Raw genomic sequence first — 17,029 nt, forward strand, 5'->3', positions numbered from 1 at the left:
AACTAGATCAGGTGAAAGGCCCGCCTACCCCGCCGGGGCTAGGCTGCGGTTGTACTTGTTCCGATACTGCTTCGGCGACAAGCCCGTCAGGCGCTTAAAAGTACTACGAAACGCCTTGGGGTCGGTGTAGCCCACCTGGTACATCACCTCGTTCACATTCTCCCGCGACGATTCGAGGCTGTTTTTCGCCGCCTCAATCTTGACCCGCTGAATGTATTCGACTACCGAGTTGGAGGTAGCCTTTTTAAAGCGCCGCTCCAGGTTGCGGCGGCCCAGGGCCAGCATGTCGGCCAACTGTTCCACGGTTATCTTTTCCTGGTAATTGTCTTCGATAAAGCTCTGGGCCTTCTTAATGGACTCGTCGCCGTGCTCTTTCTGGCCGTTGAACATGATGAAGGCCGACTGGCTAACCCGCTCAATGTCAATCTGGAAGACCTTAGCGCAAATCAGAGCAATTTCCCGGCCCGCGTATTTCTCGACCAGGTACAGCACCAGATTCAGGTAGGAGAAGGCCCCGCCGCTGGAGTAGATGCCGTGCTCATCGGTCACGAGGCGGTCTTCGACCAGCTCGACCTGCGGAAACATGCGCCGAAAGTCGTTGGCTGCGGCCCAGTGCGTGGTGCACTGCCGCCCGTCGATGAGGCCGGTAGAAGCCAGCAGAAAGGCCCCTAGACACAGCGAGGCTACCTCTGCCCCCGCTTGGTACTGCGCAATAATCCAGGGAATAAAGTCCTGATTATTCGTCAGAGCCAGGGCCGGGTCGCCATCCACGGCCGGAATAATGACCAGGTCGGTGCGGGCCACGTCCCGGGTCAGCAGCTCGGTGTAGACCGAATAAATGCCGCCGCACACGGGCGTTTCGTGCTCCAGCCCTACCAACTGAATGTCGAACAGCGCGGGCTTGTTCATGCGGCGCAGCAGGGAATTCACTTCCGAAAAAACCAGGCGTGGGCCCTCAATGCTGCCCAGAACAGCTCCCTTGGGAACTAGGATGGTGATGTGCTTCATGGTAGTTGGAGCTTGTGAAACCGGTGTCGCAATTAACCCTGAATTCGTCGTGATTTCCCCCTATATAGCAGCGCGCCGTTGCTAATTTTGTTGGCGTTCAGCCCTGCTTTCTGCGCAGCAATACTACACAAATTAGTAAAAAGTACGCCGTCTTTCCAACATACATTTCACCTTTTTCTTTTCCAGCTCATCATGCACCCGCTCACTCCCTATCTCACTTTTAACGGCACCTGCCGCGAGGCCATGACCTTTTACCAGCGCTGCCTGGGTGGCGACCTGCAAATTCAAAACGTTGCGGGCAGCCCGGCCGCCGAGCACATGCCAGCCGAGTACCACGATGGTGTGTTGCACGCCATTCTGACCAACGAGAGTCTGGTGCTCATGGCCTCGGATACGGGCGCGGAGCCCGTATCCAAAGGCACTATGGTTTCCTTGTCCATCAACTGCCGCAGTGAAGAGGAAATCACTCGGCTCTACCAGCTTTTGGGCGAAGGCGGGCACATAACCATGCCCCTGGCCGACACCTTCTGGAACGCTAAATTCGGCATGCTCACCGACCGGTTCGGCATCGACTGGATGCTTAATTACGACCTGCCAGCGGCCCAATAAGCCCTGTTGCTACTTGATGGTGCCTTGGCCGGGGCAGCGCCGGGTTCTGGCCCAGTACTCATTGCGGGGCATCCAAAGCGGAGCGCAAACGTGCTGGCTCACCTTCATTTCCAACGTACCGAGGCAGTTCGTCGTAGGAAGGAGCCCGCCCCGGCATGCCGGAGCGGGCTCCTTCCTACGACCATTTCCACTCAATTGCTTCTGCTATGAAAACCATTCTTGCCCTCGCCGCCGTGCTGGCCACCACCCTCGGCACCGCTGCCGCTCAGTCGGGCACCTCGCCCAACACTACTACCCAAACCACCCGGCAGGCCGGCGTCAAAACGCAGGCAGCTACCCGCAAACCCATGAACACAACCCCCGCTACGGGCCCCACCCGGGCTTCCCGGTCCAGCTCCACGATGAAGTCGGCGCGGCAGGGCAGCGCCACGGGCAGCACCAACAGCGAAACGGTGGGCAAAAACAGCCAGGGCAAGTCGAGCACCGGCACCGCTAAAAAGCCGGCCACGAAGCCCGAATTATAAGCTGCCTGAGTTTTCCACAAAGGCTTTACAGCAAACGGCCGCCTCTTACTGAGGCGGCCGTTTTCGTTGGTGCTGGAGTGAGTAGCTCCCCTACACGTGGGGTCGGCGCGACAGCCACTCGGCGGCTTCCCGGCCGACCAAGGCCCGGAAACCTTCCAGGTCGGCGGCCTGTAGCTTTTGCCCGCTCGACTTCTCGTAGGTTTCCCGGAGTTGGTCGGCAAGGTGCTTGGTCTTTTTGGGCAAGTCCTTTTCCTGGATGTTTTCCTCGTCGAGCATCCGAAACAGCTCTTCTTTGGGAATTGGAGACAAGCCGCCGGGGGAAGTCCACCCCGCGTTGTTATCGTTCTGATGTTGGGCCATGATTACGTTATCACAAGTGAACTATGCCTGGTTTTACGCAACGCCAAACCCCAATGTTAATAGCCGAGCTGGCTGCTCCGGCACTAGAGTCGGCAGCGGCTGCCCACAGGCCTACCAGCGGAGCCGGAGGCACTTTGCCAAGCTCTACAGGTAGCTCCCGGCAAGGGCTTGAGCCTGAGCAAATTGGAGCTCAACCATAAAATAAATTTAAAACACGAACCAGGTTCTGACCGTAATCAACTGACATACAAGCCAAAACCTGAGCTGTACTCCTTCCAAACCCTAAAAATCCGTATTATGAAAAAGGTCCTGATTATGGTCGCTCTCGTGGCCGCTTCGATGGCTACTGCCAAAGCTCAAACTACCTCGGGCTCAACTTCCGGTTCTACTTCGGGTTCAATGACCAGCGGTACGACTTCGGGCTCAACAGCCGGTAGCGTAACAACTGGCACGGGCACAACCTCGGGCTCCACGGCCGGCTCGCTCACCAGCGGCTCGGGCAGCACTACCACCAGCGGCTCGACCTCGGGTTCCATGACCAGTGGTACTACTTCCGGCTCGATGACCAGCGGCTCGACCTCGGGCTCGATGACGGCCGGTACTACCAGCGGTTCCACTTCGGGCACCGTTACCAGCGGCACGGGCACGACTTCCGGCTCGTCGACCAGCGGTACGACGACTTCCAGTTCGACCCGCAAGTCGTCGAACTCGACCCGCCGTACCAAGAGCACGCGCTCTTCCAGCACCAGCGGCAGCACTACCGGCGGCCGTAGCACCTCGGGCTCGTCGACCAGCGGGGGCTCTACGGGCGGAATTCGCTAAGCTTTCCATCAGCAAAGTCAAAAGCGCCCGGCAGCCCCGGGCGTTTTTTTGTTGGCCCAGGCTCAAACCGAGCAAGCAACAGCACGTGCAGGCTACGGCAGACCACCGCTGCTAATCCCAGGGTTTTACTTTAAAAAGTACTACTATACCTCAATGAGCTTCTTTTCCACATGGCCGGAGCACGTGGCTGCAATCAAAACATAGTCGTCATGCCTAATTATTTTCATCTTACAATAATTTAATAATCAACATTTTACATATTAATTCAATTTTCCTAAAATTGCCTGAGTCGTGCTAAGCTGCGCAGGATTAAGTAAATTTGCGGGGCAGCAATAGTTTATGCCCTGATTTTATGCAAAAATCTTACTTGCGAATGTTTCCCGTACTGCTGGCTCTGCTGAGTCCGGTAGTAAGCCAGGCTCAGAAAGTTGACCCCGCCTTGGTCACTAAGGCCAATACTATCCATAACCAGGCTTTTGTGCTGGACTCGCACGAAGACACGCCCATGAACCTGATGAAGCCGGGCTTCGACCTGACGAAGGATCATGAGGCCAAGGAAGCCCAAGTAGACTTGCCTAAAATGCAGCGCGGTGGCCTCGACGGCGCTTTCTGGGCCGTTTACATTGGCCAGGGTCCTCGCACGCCGGAGGGCAACGCGGCGGCCAAGCAGGAAGCCCTGACAATTTTCAACGCTATTCGTTCCGCCATTCAGGCCAATTCCAACCGGCTCGATCTGGCCACGACGGAAGAACAGGCCCTACAGATTCGGCGGGTAGGCAAGCGGGCCATTTTCATCGGGATGGAGAATGGCTACCCCATCGGGCAGGAGCTCAACTCGCTCAAGTCGTTCTACGACCTGGGCGTGCGCTACATCACCCTGTGCCACTCCTCCAACAACGACATCTGCGACTCGGCCACCGACCCCACCGGGCCGGAGCACCAGGGACTCAGCGCGTTTGGCAAGCAGGCCGTGGTAGAAATGAATCGGCTGGGCATGATGATAGACGTGTCGCACACCTCCGACTCGACGTTCTACGACGTGCTGCGCCTGACCAAGGCCCCCATCATTGCCTCGCACTCGAGCAGCCGAGCCCTGGGCAACTCGCCCCGCAACCTGAGCGACGACATGCTCAAGGCCCTGGCCCGCAACGGCGGCGTGGTGCAGGTGAACCTGTACAGCCCCTATGTGAAGACCGAAACCAAGACGCCCGAGCGCCTGGCCGCCGAGCAGGCGTTCTTCACCAAGTGGAAAATCAAGGGCTTCCTGAACATTTACGGCCTGCCGGCCAGCGAGCAGCAGCAGGCCCAGGCTGAGGCGGTGGAGTTGGAAACCAAGTTTCCGGTGGCCCTGGCTACGGTACAGGATGCCGTCAATCAGATTGACCACATCGTGAAAGTAGCCGGCATCGACCACGTGGGCATCGGTACCGACTTCGACGGGGGCACCCGCCTCGACGGCCTCAGCGACGTAGGGGAACTGCCCAACCTGACGCTGGAGCTGGTGAAGCGCGGCTACTCGGAAAAAGACATCAACAAGATCTGGAGCGGCAACTTGTTTCGGGTGATGAAAGCCGCGGACAAACTACGCACGGCCGCTACGGTGAAGAAATAGCGGCGCCTATCAGCTACAAAAAAAGCCTGCTTCCAATCGGAGCAGGCTTTTTTCGTGTAAGTAGCCGGGCTAGTTCATCGGCTTGGCCGGGGTACTGACTGGTTTCTGCAAGCCAAACTTGACTGGAAACTCACATTCTACCGCTACTGGCTGGCCCGCTAGCTGGGCCGGTATCCACCCGTTGGCCAGGGCCTGAACAATGCGCAGGGCTTCTTCGTCGCAGCCCGCGCCAATGCCCTGCGAAACGTGGTAATTAGAGCACTTACCGGCTTTGTCGATAGTGAAAGCCACCTGCACGGTGCCGCTCACGCCACTGCGCAGGGCCTCCGCCGGGTAGCGCATGGTTATCATTTCGCTGGTAATGGCGGCCGAGCCCCCGATGTAAACGGGCGCTACATCGGGCCAGGTTTGGCCCGTGGCGGTAGGCTGCAGCAAAGTAACCGACATGCTTTTGTTCTTGCCAGGGCGGATAAACAGCATCTGGCGCTGGGTGTAGTCGTACTTTTGCTCTAGCTCGCCTTTGCTGGTAAAGAACTCCCAGATGCCCGTGCGCTGGTCGTTGGCGTAGGCTCCTTTGGCCGTAACGGTCGTGCTATTCCAGCCGTAGCTGGTCCAGATGCTGTCTTTGCGGCCCTGGCTGTAATACCCTTCGGTAGCCAGCTTTAATTGCTGCCCGCGGTAGAGGGCATAGGGGCCGTGCTTTACATTCTTGTCCGACTTGAGAACATAGTACACCTCGTTGCTGATCGGGGACTGGCTATACTTGGTAACTTTTTTGGTTTCCTGCCCGAAGCTGCACACGGGCAGGGCCAGCACGAGCAGGCCGGCCGTGACAAGGCGGGATAAGCCGTAAGACATATAGTGACTGGTAAAAAGAGAATCCTAAACTTTGCACCGGCGGCCCTACTCAGGAAGCACTCCGCCCCCCAAATTTAACGAAACGGTTGGTGGCAGGCGTAACAACTAGTGCCCCAACGGCCTCAGCTTTTTCTCATATGACTTCTACCCCGATTACGACCATCGTTTTCGACCTCGGTGGTGTCCTGATTGACTGGAACCCGCGCTACCTCTACCGCAAGCTGTTTACCGACGAGCAGGAAATGGACCACTTCCTAAACACCGTAACCACCCCCGACTGGAATGAGGAACAGGATGCGGGCCGCACCCTGGCCGAGGGCACGGCCCTGCTCGTGCAGCAGCACCCGCAGCACCAGGAACTGATTGAGCACTTCTACGGACGGTGGCCCGAAATGCTGGGCGGGGCCATTCAGGGCACGGTAGAGGTCCTGACTGAGCTGCGGGCCAGTGGGCGCTACCACCTTTACGCCCTGACCAACTGGTCGGAGGAAACGTTTCCGGTGGCCCAGCAGCAGTTCGAGTTTCTACAGTGGTTTGAAGGCATCGTGGTGTCGGGTACGGAGAAGTCGCGCAAGCCTTTCCCCGAGTTCTACCACACCCTGCTCACGCGCTACAACATCGAAGCCGGCCAGGCCCTGTTCATCGACGACAACGAGCGGAACATTCACGCGGCCCAGGCCGTGGGCATGCAAACGGTACATTTCCGCTCGCCTGAACAGCTGCGCACCGAGCTGCAGCAGCTAGGCGTGCTGTAAGTACCTGCCACCAAAGCTTCCCACTTTGCCCTTACCCAACAAAAGCGGCTACCTCAATCGAGGTAGCCGCTTTTGCATTGATGATGCCGGACAGGCTAGCAGGTACTGTCATCTAGGCCACAGGCGTCCCCGGAGGCCAGCACCGTGGGCGCCGGGTGCTTTTCTTCCCAGACTTTTTCCAGCACTTCCAAAAACAGCTCACTGGGCTGGGCCCCCGATACGGCGTACTTGTTGTCGAACACGAAATAGGGGACGCCGCGCACGCCAATCTGCCGGGCCTGGTACTCGTCGTGGCGCACGTCCTGGGCGTAGGCGTCGCCTTGCAACGCGGTGCGCACGTCAGCGGCATTCAGGCCCAGTTCGGTGCCCAGCTCGGCCAGCGTGTCGAGGTCGGCCACATTGCGGCCTTCGGTGAAGTAGGCCGCCAATACCCGCTCCTTGGCCGCGTCCTGCTGGCCGTGCTGGGCGGCCAAGTGCAGAAAGCGGTGCGCCAGGAAAGTATTCACGGGCACGACCTTGTCGAAGTCAAAGTCCAGACCCACTTCGCGGGCAATCTGGGCCATGTGGGTATTCATTTGCCGGCCCTGGGCCAGCGAAACGCCTTTGCGCTCGGCCAGCAGTTCGTGGATGCTTTGGCCCGGCTTGGTTTGCATGGTGGGGTCCAGCTCGAAGCTGCGCCACACAATATTGAGGTCGTCGCGGTGGGGGAATTGCGCCAGCGCGGTTTCGAGTCGCCGTTTGCCGATGTAGCAAAACGGGCACATAATATCAGACCAGATTTCTAGTTGCATGTCGGAAGAATTTGGAAGGCCTAATAAGCCAAAAGTCGCCGGAATGTTTGCCCGGCCGGTAATACGCCAACAGGAAGAGCCGCCGGCTGGGTTCCGGACAGCCCCGGCCAAGCCGCCTTAGTAGGCCCGCCGCCCAAACAGGGTTATCTTGGCCTTAAAATTCCGGCTCATGGCTTTCTCTCCCGTTTCCTTCAGCGCCCTGCTCGAACCTGGCGGCCCGAGCTTTATGCCAACCCAGATTGTGATAGTGCCCCTGGAGGTGGTGGAGGCCCTGGGCGGCAAAGCCACGCAGCGCGTGGTAGGCACCCTCAACCAACACCCGGTCCGGCTGGGGCTGCTGCCCCTGAGCACCGGAGAACGGTATCTGATGGTGAACAAGGATACCTGCAAAGCCGCCGGCATCCAGCTGGGCCAGCAGGTAGCCGTGAGCCTGGCCCCCGACCCCACGCCCAACGCCGTGGACCTACCCGCCGAGTTGGCCGACGGCCTGGAAGCCTGGCCGGATGCCCAGGCCAGCTTCGAGCGGCTGACCCCGGGCATGAAGCGCGCCATTGCCTACCACATCAGCAGCGGCAAGCAAAACGAAACCCGCTTGAAGCGTACCGTGCAGATTCTGCGGCGGCTGGCGGCGGGGGCCCACCCGTTTCGGGCCATGCCCGACGAGGAATAAAAAGGCTACCCAACCATGAAATTGGCCTGAATTCAGATATTTGTAAGCCACCATTCCTTGTAGCTGCTATGCTTCGCTCCCTGTCCATCGTTCTAGCTGTTCTGCTTACTACCGCTTGCAGCCAGCGGGTATACAGCACCAAGGAATTGGTACCCCAGGCCTTGTCGCAGCACAAGCTCGTGGCCATTCTGCCTTTCGAGGTGCAGCTCGACCAGTTCAACATGCAGACCATTTCCTACGTGGGCGAAGAGCTCAGTCAGGCCGAGGTGGAGAAGCGCCGGCAACGCTGGGAAGAAAAGCAGCAGGAGCAGCGCAAGCTCGTGGCTTACCAGCTCCAGCAGGAACTCCTCAACCAGCTGGTGCAGCGCCAGGCCAAGCACCCCTACTCGGTGCAGTTTCAGAATGTGGCCGAAACCAACAGCCGCCTGGAGCGGGCCGGCATCACCTACGCCAACCTGAACGACCACAGCATGGCCGAGCTCAAGGCGGCGCTGGGCGTAGACGCTATTTTGTCGGGCGAAACCTCGCTGTTTCAGCCCATGCCCAACGGGGTAGCCGTGGCGTTGCTGGTGTTGACCAACGCGGGTATTCCCCAGAATGAAGTGCTTACCAACGTGACCATTCACGACTGCCAGAGCGGAGACCTGGTCTGGTCGTTCAACCACCAGCAGCTGGGCGACCTGAGCGCCAGTCCGGCGGCCCTGGCCCGGGTGCTGGTGCGCAATTCGGCCCGCACCTTTCCCTACCGCCGCTAAGTGCCAGCTACACCAGGCGCAGCCAGTTTTTGGCCATCTGCATATCCTCGAAGGGCAGGGCCACCGGCTGATTAACGGCGCTGATGGCCCGGTCGACGGAGAAGCGGCTGTACAGATCGGGCGAGTACACCCAGGCCACGTAGCTCAAGCCGGCCGTGTGCAGGCGGGGAAATACGTTCATTTGCCGCCATTCGGGCGCTTCCAACCACATTCCGGTTACCTGCGAGTTGTCGTTCAGCAGCTTGGTAGCGTGTTCGAGCTGCACCAGCTGTAGGACCACCTCGCCACCCTCTTGGGCCCGCTCAAACGTAATTTCGCCCCGCCATTCCGCATATATCCACTCGTTGGTATAGTCGTAGTACACGTCGAGGTAGGGCAGCTCTTGCAGGATGCGTAAGGGCATGAAAATAGCGAGTAGAGAAGCGGAAGCTGCAAGCCGAAGGCCAGAACAGCGGAACAGACAAAGCTAAGAAAATCAGGCCAATTACTCCGCTTACCTTACCCCAGGCCCGGCTCCTGGCCGAGGACGGACCAATTGGAGTTCAAAAAATCGGCGGTGAGCTGCACTACCAGCCCCGGGTCTTCCCGGTGGGGCGAATGGCCCCGGCCCGGCAAGAGGCGGGCAGTGGCGGGCCCCGTTGTCTGGCGGGCTATGGCTTCTACCTGCGCCGCGGTGCCATATTCGTCGTTGCTGCCCTGTAGCACCAACACGGGGCAGGCCACGGCGGGTAAATACCGCTCGATGTTCCAGGTGCGAAACGAGGGTGCCAGCCAGGTTTCAGTCCAGGCCCGGAACACGGCGTCCGTGTTAGCGCCGTGGTAGCGGGCCAGCTTCTGGGGCAGGTTGGTGGTTTGGTACTGGCGCTGCGCCTCCCGAATGCCGGCCAGCGTGACATCTTCCACAAACACGTGGGCCCCGATGGTGACGCACGCCGCTATGCGCGCCGGCTCCAGGGCCGCGGCCAGCAAGGCCAGCGTGCCCCCGTCGCTGTGCCCAAACAACACGGCTTGCGCCAGACCGCAGGCGGCCAGCACCCGGTTCACGGTTTCGGCTTCTTCCTCCAGATAGCGGCTGGTGCGCGGTGCCGGGCCAAACGACGAGGACTGCCCGTAGCCCCGCCGGTCGTAGGCCAGCACCGGCCGGCCCGTGGCCAGGGCTAGCTGCGCCCCCAGGTCGCGCCACAGCGCTACACTCCCCAGCGAATCGTGGAGCAGCACCAAGGTGGGGCCGCTGGCCGGGCCGGGCAGCCCAAACCGGCGCACCTGCAATTCGAAGTCGTCGAGGGGCAGGCGAAAATCATCGGTAGTCAGGGGCGGTGGCTCGGGCACGGCAGCGGGCATATATAAAGGGGCGAAGTGGGCAAAGGTAGGACTCCGGTCGGAGCTGAACCATAACCTTCGGGCCGGGGAAGCGGTTAGTCTGGCTATGTGCCGGCCGCAAGGCGGGCTTCTGTCAGATCATTTTTTCTACTGAATTATGGAATACAAAGAGCTGGGCGACTCCGGCGTACGGGCGTCGGTTATTACGTTTGGCAGCTGGGCTGCCGGGGGCTGGATGTGGGGCGGTACCGAACAGAACGATGCCGTGGGCGCCATTCGGGCTGCCTACGACCTGGGCGTGACCTCCATCGACACGGCCCCGATCTACGGCATGGGCCTGAGCGAGGAAATTGTGGGCGAGGCCATCAAGGGGCTGCCCCGCGACAAGGTGCAGATCCTGACCAAGTTTGGCATGCGCTGGGACTTGGCCGCGCCCCAGGGCGACTTCGGGTTCAAGACCAAGGACAACAATGGCCACGACCTGGACGTGTACAAATACGCGGCGCCGGAAAGCATTATCAAAGAGTGCGAAGACAGCCTGCGCCGCCTCGGCACCGACTACATCGACCTTTACCAGATTCACTGGCCCGACAAAACCACGCCCATCGACGCGACGATGGAAGCCGTGGCCCGGCTGGTGGAGCAGGGCAAAGTGCGGGCCGTGGGCGTGAGCAACTACTCGGCCGAGCAAATGGCCGAAGCCGAAAAAACCGTCAAGCTGGCCTCCAACCAAGTGCCCTACAGCATGGTGCGCCGCGACATCGAGAAAGACGTGGTGCCCTACTCCATCGAGCACAACAAAGCCATTCTGGCCTACAGCCCGCTGCAACTGGGGTTATTGACCGGCAAGATCAAGCCCGGCCAGCACTTCGACGCCAGCGACCTGCGGGCCACGCACCCGCTGTTCAAGCCCGAGTTTGTAACCCGCGTCAACAGCTTCCTGGAGAAGATCCGGCCCATGGCCGAAAGCAAGAATGCCAGCCTCTCGCAGATTGTGATTCGCTGGACAATCTCGCAGCCCGGCATTACGGTAGCCCTGGTGGGCGCCCGCAACGCCGAGCAGGCCGTGCAGAATGCCAAAGCCATTGAGGTGAAGCTCTCGAGCGAGGAGTTGGACTTTATCGGCAAGGAGCTCAGCCAGCTGCAGCCAGCCAAGGCGTAGGCTCCGGAATTGTTTGTACCATAAGGTCGGGAAACGCGTTTTCCGACCTTATTTTTTGCCTTTGCCGAGCATGACTTCCCCGTATCTTTCTCTGCGCATCCGAGCTATCCGCGTCGAGGCCCCCGACACGAAAAGCTTTGTACTGGAGCCGGCGGCCGGTACCGAGCTACGGTATCAAGCCGGCCAATACCTCACGCTGGTCTGCCTCCAGCACGGGCAGGAAGTGCGGCGCTCCTACTCCATGAGCTCGGCCCCAGCGCTGGCCGAGCCGCTGACCATCACGGTAAAGCGCGTCGATAACGGCGTGCTTTCGCGCTACCTCATCGACCAGGCCCGCGTAGGCGACGAGCTGCAGACCACTGGCGCGGCGGGCTTTTTCGTGTTGCCCGATTCGCTTGAAGACTACCGGCAGCTCATTCTGCTGGCGGCGGGCAGCGGCATCACCCCGCTGTTTGCCCTGCTCAAAACGGCCCTGCACGGCTACCCCCAGCTGCGCGTGCTGCTGGTGTACAGCAACCGGACCCCGGCCGCCACCATTTTTCTGGCCGAGCTGCAGCAGCTGGCCCGGCAGTTTCCCGACCGGCTACACCTGGAGCTGCTCTATAGCACCAACCCCGACCTGAGCCGGGCCCACCTCCACAAGGAACTGCTGGAACAGCTGGTGGCCGAACACGCGCCCGGCCCGCCGGCGCAAACCCTGGCCTACTTGTGCGGGCCCCTGAATTACATGCGCATGGGCACCTACGGGCTGCACGACGCGGGCCTGCCCCTGAGCCATATCCGGCGGGAGCTGTTCTACACCGCCGCGGCCCCGGCCCCGTTTCGCCTACCCCCCGATACCGACGAGCACCCGGTAACCATTCGCCTGCGGGGCACCGAGCACACTTTGGCCGTGCACTACCCCACCACTATCCTACAGGCCGCCAAACGCCAGGGGCTGGTGCTGCCCTATAGCTGCGAGGCCGGGCAGTGCGGCAACTGCGCCGCCCGCTGCACCGCGGGCACCGTCTGGATGACTACCAACGAAGTGCTGACTGACCGGGAAACGGCCCGCGGCTTAGTCCTGACCTGCACCGGCTACCCCGTGGGCGGCCCCGCCACATTGGAAATAGAGTAGCCCGCTGGGTATTACCATAAAAAAACCCAACTCATTGAGCCGGGCTTTTTCGGGAGGAAATCTACTTGATGAAGAGTAGAATGCTACTTGGTCTTACTTGGGCATTACCACCTTGTCGATTACGTGAATCACGCCATTGCTCTGAATCACGTCGTAGGTGGAAATGCAGGATACGTTGCCTTTCTCGTCGGTCAGCACTACGTTTTTCGGGCCGTTCATGGTAGCGTACAGGGTGCCGCCGCTGACGGTCTTCAGGGCCGCCGTGCCTTTGCCCGACTTAATTGCGGCCATAATCTTGTCGGCCGTCAGGTTGCCGGCTACCACGTGGTAGGTCAGGATTTTGGTGAGGGTCGCCTTGTTCTCGGGCTTCACCAGCGTCTCCACGGTGCCGGCGGGCAGGGCGTTGAAGGCAGCGTTGGTGGGGGCGAATACCGTGAAGGGACCTTTGCCCTGCAGGGTTTCTACCAGACCCGCGGCCTTCACGGCTGCTACCAGCGTGGTGTGGTCTTTCGAGTTGACGGCGTTTTCAACGATATTCTTGTTGGCGTACATAGCTTCACCACCGACCATTACGGTACCGGCGGGGGTCATCTTGGCCTGAGCCGAAGCCGACTGAACCGAAGCAGCACCCAGCAGGGCAACGAGGGCGAGGGAAAACAGATTTTTTTTCATGGTACTTTTTGCAGAAAAAGGTTGGATCGGAACTGGGGGCACTTACGCAGGAGCTTTTGCCTCCGGATTTCCTGACCTATATATTTCTCTGCTTTTCCCTTTCTCCTACGTATTCCCAAACGCCGGCAACTTGATCAAACCATCTACTGCCGAGCTTTTTACCAGGCTAAAAAATTAAAACCCGATGTTCAGCACCAGGGGCTGCACCTCCCAGCGCCCGGTGCGCAGGTTGTAGATGGTGCGCACCCCGGCCTCCAGGGACGTGCGCAGCCGCAGCGGGTTGAACACGAACGATACGTCGAGGCCCGTGGTGCGGTAGGTGCGGTTGACGGCGCTGACGCCCGTGGCCACGTCGAAAAAGCCCATGGCCTTGATGCGCTGCACGTAGAGCACCCGGCCCAGCTCCCAGTCGGTGTCGGCCAGGGGCAGGCGGTACTCCACGCTACCGGTGCGCAGCTCGTTGAAGCTCACGTAGCCTTCGCCGCGCGGGTAGAACACGGCCGGGCTGAAGCGGTACTGCTGCTGCTGCTGCCGCTGGTAGCCGGCGCGCAGGCGCAGGGAGTGGTGCTTGCCCACCCCGGGCAGGTAGAGGCTGCCAAACACAGCCCACTGCTTGGCCTGCAGGCCCGCCGCAAACGGCGTGTTGCGCCAGGAAGCCGTCAGGGCCTGGCCCCAGCGCGGGGCCACGTCGCGCTTGCTCTGCTTGAGTACCCGCGAATAGGCCAGGGTGTAGTTGAGCACGTGCAGGCTGTTGCCAAACCCGACTTCGGTAATCGTGCGCACCGGCAAATCGTAGCCCTGCACCTGCTCGCCGCTGTAGTAGGCGCCCAACGTGAGGCCCTGCTGGTACTTGGAGCGGGTTAGGTTCAGGGGCAGACGGGCCCCAAGGGTCAGGCGGTTGTAGCTCCAGGTGTCGGTCAGCAGCTGGTTGCCAACGTAGGCCGACAGCCGCCGCCCGCCGCGCTGGAAACCCAGATCCAGAATAGGCAGCAGGCCCTGGTAGCTGACGTCGGCCGCCACGTTGGCCGTGCGCTCGGTCTGGTCGTAACCGGCGGCTAGCACGGCCTGCGTCGTGTTGAGAATGTCCTGGGAACGGATGCCGACGCTCAGCGCCTGGCCCGAAGGTGCCTGTACGAGGCCCCAGCTGAATACATTGAAGGCGTGGCTCAGGCGGTGGTAGCGCGCCAAAGTCAGCGGCGTAGCTTCGGCGCCCCCAGCAATAGAATCGGGCAGCACGACCCCCACGGTGCGCGTGCCGGGCTCCTGGGTCAGGAGCGGGTCGGTGTAGGCTGCGGGCGTGGCCGGCGCGGGCGGCGCTACCGGCCATTGCTCGGGCAACAGGGGCATTTCCGCTACCCGCGTGCCCTCGGCCCGAAAGTCGTGGAACGCCAGGTGGCGGCCATCGGGGGCTACGGCGGCGTGGTAGGCTCCCAAAGGGCGCGAGGTAACTTGCCGCACCTGGCCCGAACGGGTGTCGAGGGCGTACACATTGTCGAGGCCCGACTGCGGCGAGTTGTAGAGCACGTAGTGGCCCCAGGGCTGGGGGTGGCTCAGGTTAATATTGCGCACGGGCAGCAGGGCCCGGGGCTGCCCGGTTTCGGTATCGATGCTCTCGATGGTTTTGCCCCCGGTTTTCAGCGTTACCACCACCACCGAGCGGTTGTCGGCCTGCCAGCGTGGGTGGAGGTAGAAGTCGTTGCCAGGATTGGGCAGCACCCGCGTTTCGGCCCCGGTGCGCGCATCGAGCACCACGAGCTGATGCTGGTACTCGGTGCCCGAGCGCACGGCAATGATGGTGCTGCCATCCGGCGACAGGGCCGCGGCGGTATAGCGCTGCTGGGTTGTTAGCTTGGTCAGTTGCCCGCTGGCAACGTCGAGCACCTTGATATCGGAGAAAATGCGTTGGCCCCAACGGGCATCGGGCCGAAACTCGGGCCAGCACACCTTGCCCCCGCCCACCGACAGCATCTCCGGGTTATTCACGAGGCCCTGCACAAAGAGCCGTTGCTCGGGGGCGTGGCGGCGCAGCAGCACCAGCTGGGAAATGTCGCCCAGCCCGGTCTTCACGGCCACTACGGTGCTGTCGTCGACGTACTGCGGGTATTGGTACTCGGTAAAGACGTTGCGCTCCGGGGCAGTCCGAAAGGCCGTGCCCTCGGTTAGGGTCAGCTGCTGCTGCTCGGCGCGCCAGGTCGAGTCCAGTTCCTGCATGGTGCGGGCATACAGGTCGTCGGTGCGCAGCCCGTTGCCCGAGTTCAGGCGCAGGCTGTTGGAAAACGAGAAGGGGTAGACCGGAAACCGGTAGTAGTGGTTTAGTACCTTGCTCCAGGCCGTGGCCCCGTTGGTACGCTTGAAGTGAGTGGTCAGAAAATAGCCCAGCACGTAGTGGTTGGGCACATTGTCGCGGTAAGAGCCGGCCACCGCCTTGCTGTAGTTGAAGCGGCGCCCCGCCAGCAGATTGGCCCGCAGACCGATGTCGAAATACGGAATTCGGCCCCGGCCGCTACGCGTGAGCAGGGTTTCGGTGCCCACCGCGTCGCCCTCCCAGAACCAGTCCGGGATGCCCAGCGTGACCACGCCCAGCCCGCCGTAGCCGAAGAGCGAGTAAGCCAGCCGGCCCAGGCCCTGCTGGCCTTTCTCGTACTGCACCACGTGGCGGTACTCGTGAATGGCGAGCTGGTCGAGCCAGTCGAGCGTGCCGGTCAGAAACGGGTCCTGGGGCGTGGTGGTAAAGAACTCGGAGTGCCGCGGAATGATGGTCACGAAGCCGTTGCTCACTGTCGTCTGGTTCTGCAGCACCACCGATATGGGCCGGGGCTCTTTCTCCAGCGAAGCACTTCCTGGTTTGTAGACCTGCTCCAGCCGCCGGGCCGTGCGTTGGGCCTGGGCCGCAAACCCCTCGGGATATACCACCTGAAAGTGCGGGGTGCGCACCTGGTACCAGCGCAGGGAAGCCGGATTTTGCGGCAGCACCGGCAGCGTGGGTTGGGCCCAGGCCCCTACAACGGCTAGGGTGGCAGCCGCGGTGGCCAGAAGAAACTTGTGCATGAGCATACAAAGGAAATAAGCGCCCCGGTGGGCCGGCGCACGGGCGAGCAGGCAACATAGTAGCGCGTTGGCCACAACAAAGTAGCGGCCCGGCTGTCTGACAAATGTAAACGGCAAACCCATCTGTCGTGCCCGGAACGGACCCGGTCCTTTCGGGGTTATCGGCCGGGACACTCCCATGGTCGAGCTACGACCAAACCAGCATGGATTTCGTAGATAGTCTTCGTGATGCAACAACTGAAAATATACCTTCTGGGCCTAGTGCTTATCATCTCGGCCTGCACTCAGAATCGTTCTGATGCCCAAACCTTCCGCCGGGCTACCACCGGCGGTGAACCCAAAAACCTGACGGGCCTGGCCGTGGCTACCTTTGCCGGGGGCTGCTTCTGGTGCACCGAGGAAATCTTTGAAGAGCTGCGCGGCGTCAAGCAAGTCGTGTCGGGCTACGCCGGTGGGCCCGAGAAAAACCCCACGTATGAGCAGGTCGGCAGCGGGCAAACCGGCCACGCCGAGTCCATCCAGGTGTACTACGACCCCAAGCAGATCAGCTACCAAACCCTGCTCGACGTGTTTTTCCTGGCCGGCCACGACCCCACAACGCTGAACCGCCAGGGCCCTGATGCCGGCGCCCAGTACCGCTCGGTGGCTTTCTACCGCACCCCGCAGGAAAAGCAGCTCATTGAGGCCACCATCAAACGGGTCGACGCCTCGAAGCACTACGCCTCTCCCATCGTGACCCAGGTAGTGCCTTTTCAGAAGTTCTGGCCCGCCGAAGACTACCACCAGGGCTACTACCGCCTCCACCCCGAAAATCCCTACATCCAGTCGGTATCCACGCCCAAAATCGAGAAATTCCGCAAGGCGTTCAAAGACAAAATAACCACAGACTAGTTAGCTTCCCGGCCGGTTCTTCCGGCCGGTTTTTTTTTGTGCCTACCCTAGCCAG

At 60.9% G+C, this 17,029-nt stretch carries 18 protein-coding genes; 10 read left to right on the plus strand and 8 right to left on the minus strand.

The window, feature by feature from the left end; all coding sequences use genetic code 11:
• Positions 1–24 precede the first annotated feature (24 nt).
• Positions 25–1,008 (minus strand): GlxA family transcriptional regulator, encoded by a 984-nt coding sequence (locus E5K02_RS13085; protein WP_135395225.1) that lies wholly within the window; start codon positions 1,006–1,008, stop codon positions 25–27.
• A 192-nt stretch (positions 1,009–1,200) separates the two neighbouring features.
• On the opposite strand from E5K02_RS13085, the gene E5K02_RS13090 reads away from it, so the two are divergent.
• Together E5K02_RS13090 and E5K02_RS13095 are read left to right on the plus strand one after the other, a co-directional pair.
• On the plus strand, positions 1,201–1,617 hold the full coding sequence (locus E5K02_RS13090; RefSeq protein WP_135395226.1) for a VOC family protein: 417 nt from the start codon (positions 1,201–1,203) through the stop codon (positions 1,615–1,617).
• A 206-nt stretch (positions 1,618–1,823) separates the two neighbouring features.
• On the plus strand, positions 1,824–2,141 hold the full coding sequence (locus E5K02_RS13095; protein ID WP_135395227.1) for a hypothetical protein: 318 nt from the start codon (positions 1,824–1,826) through the stop codon (positions 2,139–2,141).
• A 90-nt stretch (positions 2,142–2,231) separates the two neighbouring features.
• Here the strand turns inward: E5K02_RS13095 and E5K02_RS13100 are convergent, their stop codons facing one another.
• Positions 2,232–2,501 (minus strand): hypothetical protein, encoded by a 270-nt coding sequence (locus E5K02_RS13100; RefSeq protein ID WP_135395228.1) that lies wholly within the window; start codon positions 2,499–2,501, stop codon positions 2,232–2,234.
• Positions 2,502–2,798: 297 nt separating this feature from the next.
• On the opposite strand from E5K02_RS13100, the gene E5K02_RS13105 reads away from it, so the two are divergent.
• Both E5K02_RS13105 and E5K02_RS13110 read left to right on the plus strand, forming a co-directional pair.
• Complete coding sequence (locus E5K02_RS13105) at positions 2,799–3,323, plus strand: hypothetical protein (RefSeq protein ID WP_135395229.1); 525 nt, start codon at positions 2,799–2,801, stop codon at positions 3,321–3,323.
• Between the two features lie 373 nt (positions 3,324–3,696).
• A complete protein-coding gene (locus E5K02_RS13110) occupies positions 3,697–4,935 on the plus strand; it encodes a dipeptidase (protein WP_135395996.1) in 1,239 nt (412 codons plus the stop codon).
• A 69-nt stretch (positions 4,936–5,004) separates the two neighbouring features.
• Here E5K02_RS13110 and E5K02_RS13115 read toward each other — a convergent pair whose 3' ends face one another.
• A complete protein-coding gene (locus E5K02_RS13115) occupies positions 5,005–5,793 on the minus strand; it encodes an energy transducer TonB (protein ID WP_135395230.1) in 789 nt (262 codons plus the stop codon).
• Positions 5,794–5,930: 137 nt separating this feature from the next.
• Between E5K02_RS13115 and E5K02_RS13120 the strand changes: the two genes are divergently transcribed.
• Complete coding sequence (locus E5K02_RS13120) at positions 5,931–6,548, plus strand: HAD family hydrolase (RefSeq protein WP_206025956.1); 618 nt, start codon at positions 5,931–5,933, stop codon at positions 6,546–6,548.
• A gap of 95 nt (positions 6,549–6,643) precedes the next feature.
• On the opposite strand, the gene E5K02_RS13125 is transcribed toward E5K02_RS13120, so the two are convergent.
• The gene (locus E5K02_RS13125) at positions 6,644–7,339 is read right to left on the minus strand and encodes a DsbA family oxidoreductase (protein ID WP_135395231.1); all 696 of its coding nucleotides are present in this window, start codon (positions 7,337–7,339) and stop codon (positions 6,644–6,646) included.
• A gap of 169 nt (positions 7,340–7,508) precedes the next feature.
• Between E5K02_RS13125 and E5K02_RS13130 the strand changes: the two genes are divergently transcribed.
• Positions 7,509–8,009 (plus strand): YdeI/OmpD-associated family protein, encoded by a 501-nt coding sequence (locus tag E5K02_RS13130; RefSeq protein WP_135395232.1) that lies wholly within the window; start codon positions 7,509–7,511, stop codon positions 8,007–8,009.
• Positions 8,010–8,077: 68 nt separating this feature from the next.
• Positions 8,078–8,764 (plus strand): hypothetical protein, encoded by a 687-nt coding sequence (locus E5K02_RS13135; protein WP_135395233.1) that lies wholly within the window; start codon positions 8,078–8,080, stop codon positions 8,762–8,764.
• Positions 8,765–8,771: 7 nt separating this feature from the next.
• Here E5K02_RS13135 and E5K02_RS13140 read toward each other — a convergent pair whose 3' ends face one another.
• Positions 8,772–9,167 carry a SpoIIAA family protein gene (locus E5K02_RS13140; protein ID WP_135395234.1) on the minus strand — a complete coding sequence of 132 codons (396 nt, stop codon included), beginning with the start codon at positions 9,165–9,167 and terminating at the stop codon, positions 8,772–8,774.
• Between the two features lie 95 nt (positions 9,168–9,262).
• On the minus strand, positions 9,263–10,105 hold the full coding sequence (locus E5K02_RS13145) for an alpha/beta fold hydrolase (RefSeq protein WP_135395235.1): 843 nt from the start codon (positions 10,103–10,105) through the stop codon (positions 9,263–9,265).
• 136 nt (positions 10,106–10,241) lie between these two features.
• Between E5K02_RS13145 and E5K02_RS13150 the strand changes: the two genes are divergently transcribed.
• Positions 10,242–11,246 carry an aldo/keto reductase gene (locus E5K02_RS13150; RefSeq protein WP_135395236.1) on the plus strand — a complete coding sequence of 335 codons (1,005 nt, stop codon included), beginning with the start codon at positions 10,242–10,244 and terminating at the stop codon, positions 11,244–11,246.
• Between the two features lie 70 nt (positions 11,247–11,316).
• Entirely contained in the window at positions 11,317–12,363 is a 1,047-nt protein-coding gene (locus E5K02_RS26175; RefSeq protein WP_135395237.1) for a ferredoxin--NADP reductase, read from the plus strand.
• A gap of 93 nt (positions 12,364–12,456) precedes the next feature.
• On the opposite strand, the gene E5K02_RS13160 is transcribed toward E5K02_RS26175, so the two are convergent.
• Both E5K02_RS13160 and E5K02_RS13165 read right to left on the minus strand, forming a co-directional pair.
• Positions 12,457–13,035 carry a fasciclin domain-containing protein gene (locus E5K02_RS13160; RefSeq protein ID WP_135395238.1) on the minus strand — a complete coding sequence of 193 codons (579 nt, stop codon included), beginning with the start codon at positions 13,033–13,035 and terminating at the stop codon, positions 12,457–12,459.
• 174 nt (positions 13,036–13,209) lie between these two features.
• Positions 13,210–16,083, minus strand: coding sequence for a TolB-like translocation protein (locus E5K02_RS13165; protein WP_135395239.1), 2,874 nt, complete (start codon positions 16,081–16,083; stop codon positions 13,210–13,212).
• Between the two features lie 228 nt (positions 16,084–16,311).
• On the opposite strand from E5K02_RS13165, the gene msrA reads away from it, so the two are divergent.
• Positions 16,312–16,974, plus strand: a complete 663-nt coding sequence (gene msrA / locus E5K02_RS13170) for a peptide-methionine (S)-S-oxide reductase MsrA (RefSeq protein ID WP_135395240.1) — start codon at positions 16,312–16,314, stop codon at positions 16,972–16,974.
• Positions 16,975–17,029: the final 55 nt, after the last annotated feature.

This window comes from Hymenobacter metallicola (assembly GCF_004745645.1).
GTDB lineage: Bacteria > Bacteroidota > Bacteroidia > Cytophagales > Hymenobacteraceae > Hymenobacter > Hymenobacter metallicola.

What these genes read in the sequence shown, in the direction of transcription:
- E5K02_RS13095 (WP_135395227.1), top strand. Translation starts at nt 1,824, where the DNA reads ATGAAAACCATTCTTGCCCTCGCCGCCGTGCTGGCCACCACCCTCGGC.
- E5K02_RS13135 (WP_135395233.1), top strand. Translation starts at nt 8,078, where the DNA reads ATGCTTCGCTCCCTGTCCATCGTTCTAGCTGTTCTGCTTACTACCGCT.
- E5K02_RS13165 (WP_135395239.1), bottom strand. Translation starts at nt 16,083, where the DNA reads ATGCACAAGTTTCTTCTGGCCACCGCGGCTGCCACCCTAGCCGTTGTA.
- E5K02_RS13130 (WP_135395232.1), top strand. Translation starts at nt 7,509, where the DNA reads ATGGCTTTCTCTCCCGTTTCCTTCAGCGCCCTGCTCGAACCTGGCGGC.
- E5K02_RS13125 (WP_135395231.1), bottom strand. Translation starts at nt 7,339, where the DNA reads ATGCAACTAGAAATCTGGTCTGATATTATGTGCCCGTTTTGCTACATC.
- E5K02_RS13105 (WP_135395229.1), top strand. Translation starts at nt 2,799, where the DNA reads ATGAAAAAGGTCCTGATTATGGTCGCTCTCGTGGCCGCTTCGATGGCT.
- msrA (WP_135395240.1), top strand. Translation starts at nt 16,312, where the DNA reads ATGCAACAACTGAAAATATACCTTCTGGGCCTAGTGCTTATCATCTCG.
- E5K02_RS13110 (WP_135395996.1), top strand. Translation starts at nt 3,697, where the DNA reads ATGTTTCCCGTACTGCTGGCTCTGCTGAGTCCGGTAGTAAGCCAGGCT.
- E5K02_RS13145 (WP_135395235.1), bottom strand. Translation starts at nt 10,105, where the DNA reads ATGCCCGCTGCCGTGCCCGAGCCACCGCCCCTGACTACCGATGATTTT.
- E5K02_RS13120 (WP_206025956.1), top strand. Translation starts at nt 5,931, where the DNA reads ATGACTTCTACCCCGATTACGACCATCGTTTTCGACCTCGGTGGTGTC.
- E5K02_RS26175 (WP_135395237.1), top strand. Translation starts at nt 11,317, where the DNA reads ATGACTTCCCCGTATCTTTCTCTGCGCATCCGAGCTATCCGCGTCGAG.
- E5K02_RS13090 (WP_135395226.1), top strand. Translation starts at nt 1,201, where the DNA reads ATGCACCCGCTCACTCCCTATCTCACTTTTAACGGCACCTGCCGCGAG.
- E5K02_RS13115 (WP_135395230.1), bottom strand. Translation starts at nt 5,793, where the DNA reads ATGTCTTACGGCTTATCCCGCCTTGTCACGGCCGGCCTGCTCGTGCTG.
- E5K02_RS13160 (WP_135395238.1), bottom strand. Translation starts at nt 13,035, where the DNA reads ATGAAAAAAAATCTGTTTTCCCTCGCCCTCGTTGCCCTGCTGGGTGCT.
- E5K02_RS13140 (WP_135395234.1), bottom strand. Translation starts at nt 9,167, where the DNA reads ATGCCCTTACGCATCCTGCAAGAGCTGCCCTACCTCGACGTGTACTAC.
- E5K02_RS13100 (WP_135395228.1), bottom strand. Translation starts at nt 2,501, where the DNA reads ATGGCCCAACATCAGAACGATAACAACGCGGGGTGGACTTCCCCCGGC.
- E5K02_RS13085 (WP_135395225.1), bottom strand. Translation starts at nt 1,008, where the DNA reads ATGAAGCACATCACCATCCTAGTTCCCAAGGGAGCTGTTCTGGGCAGC.
- E5K02_RS13150 (WP_135395236.1), top strand. Translation starts at nt 10,242, where the DNA reads ATGGAATACAAAGAGCTGGGCGACTCCGGCGTACGGGCGTCGGTTATT.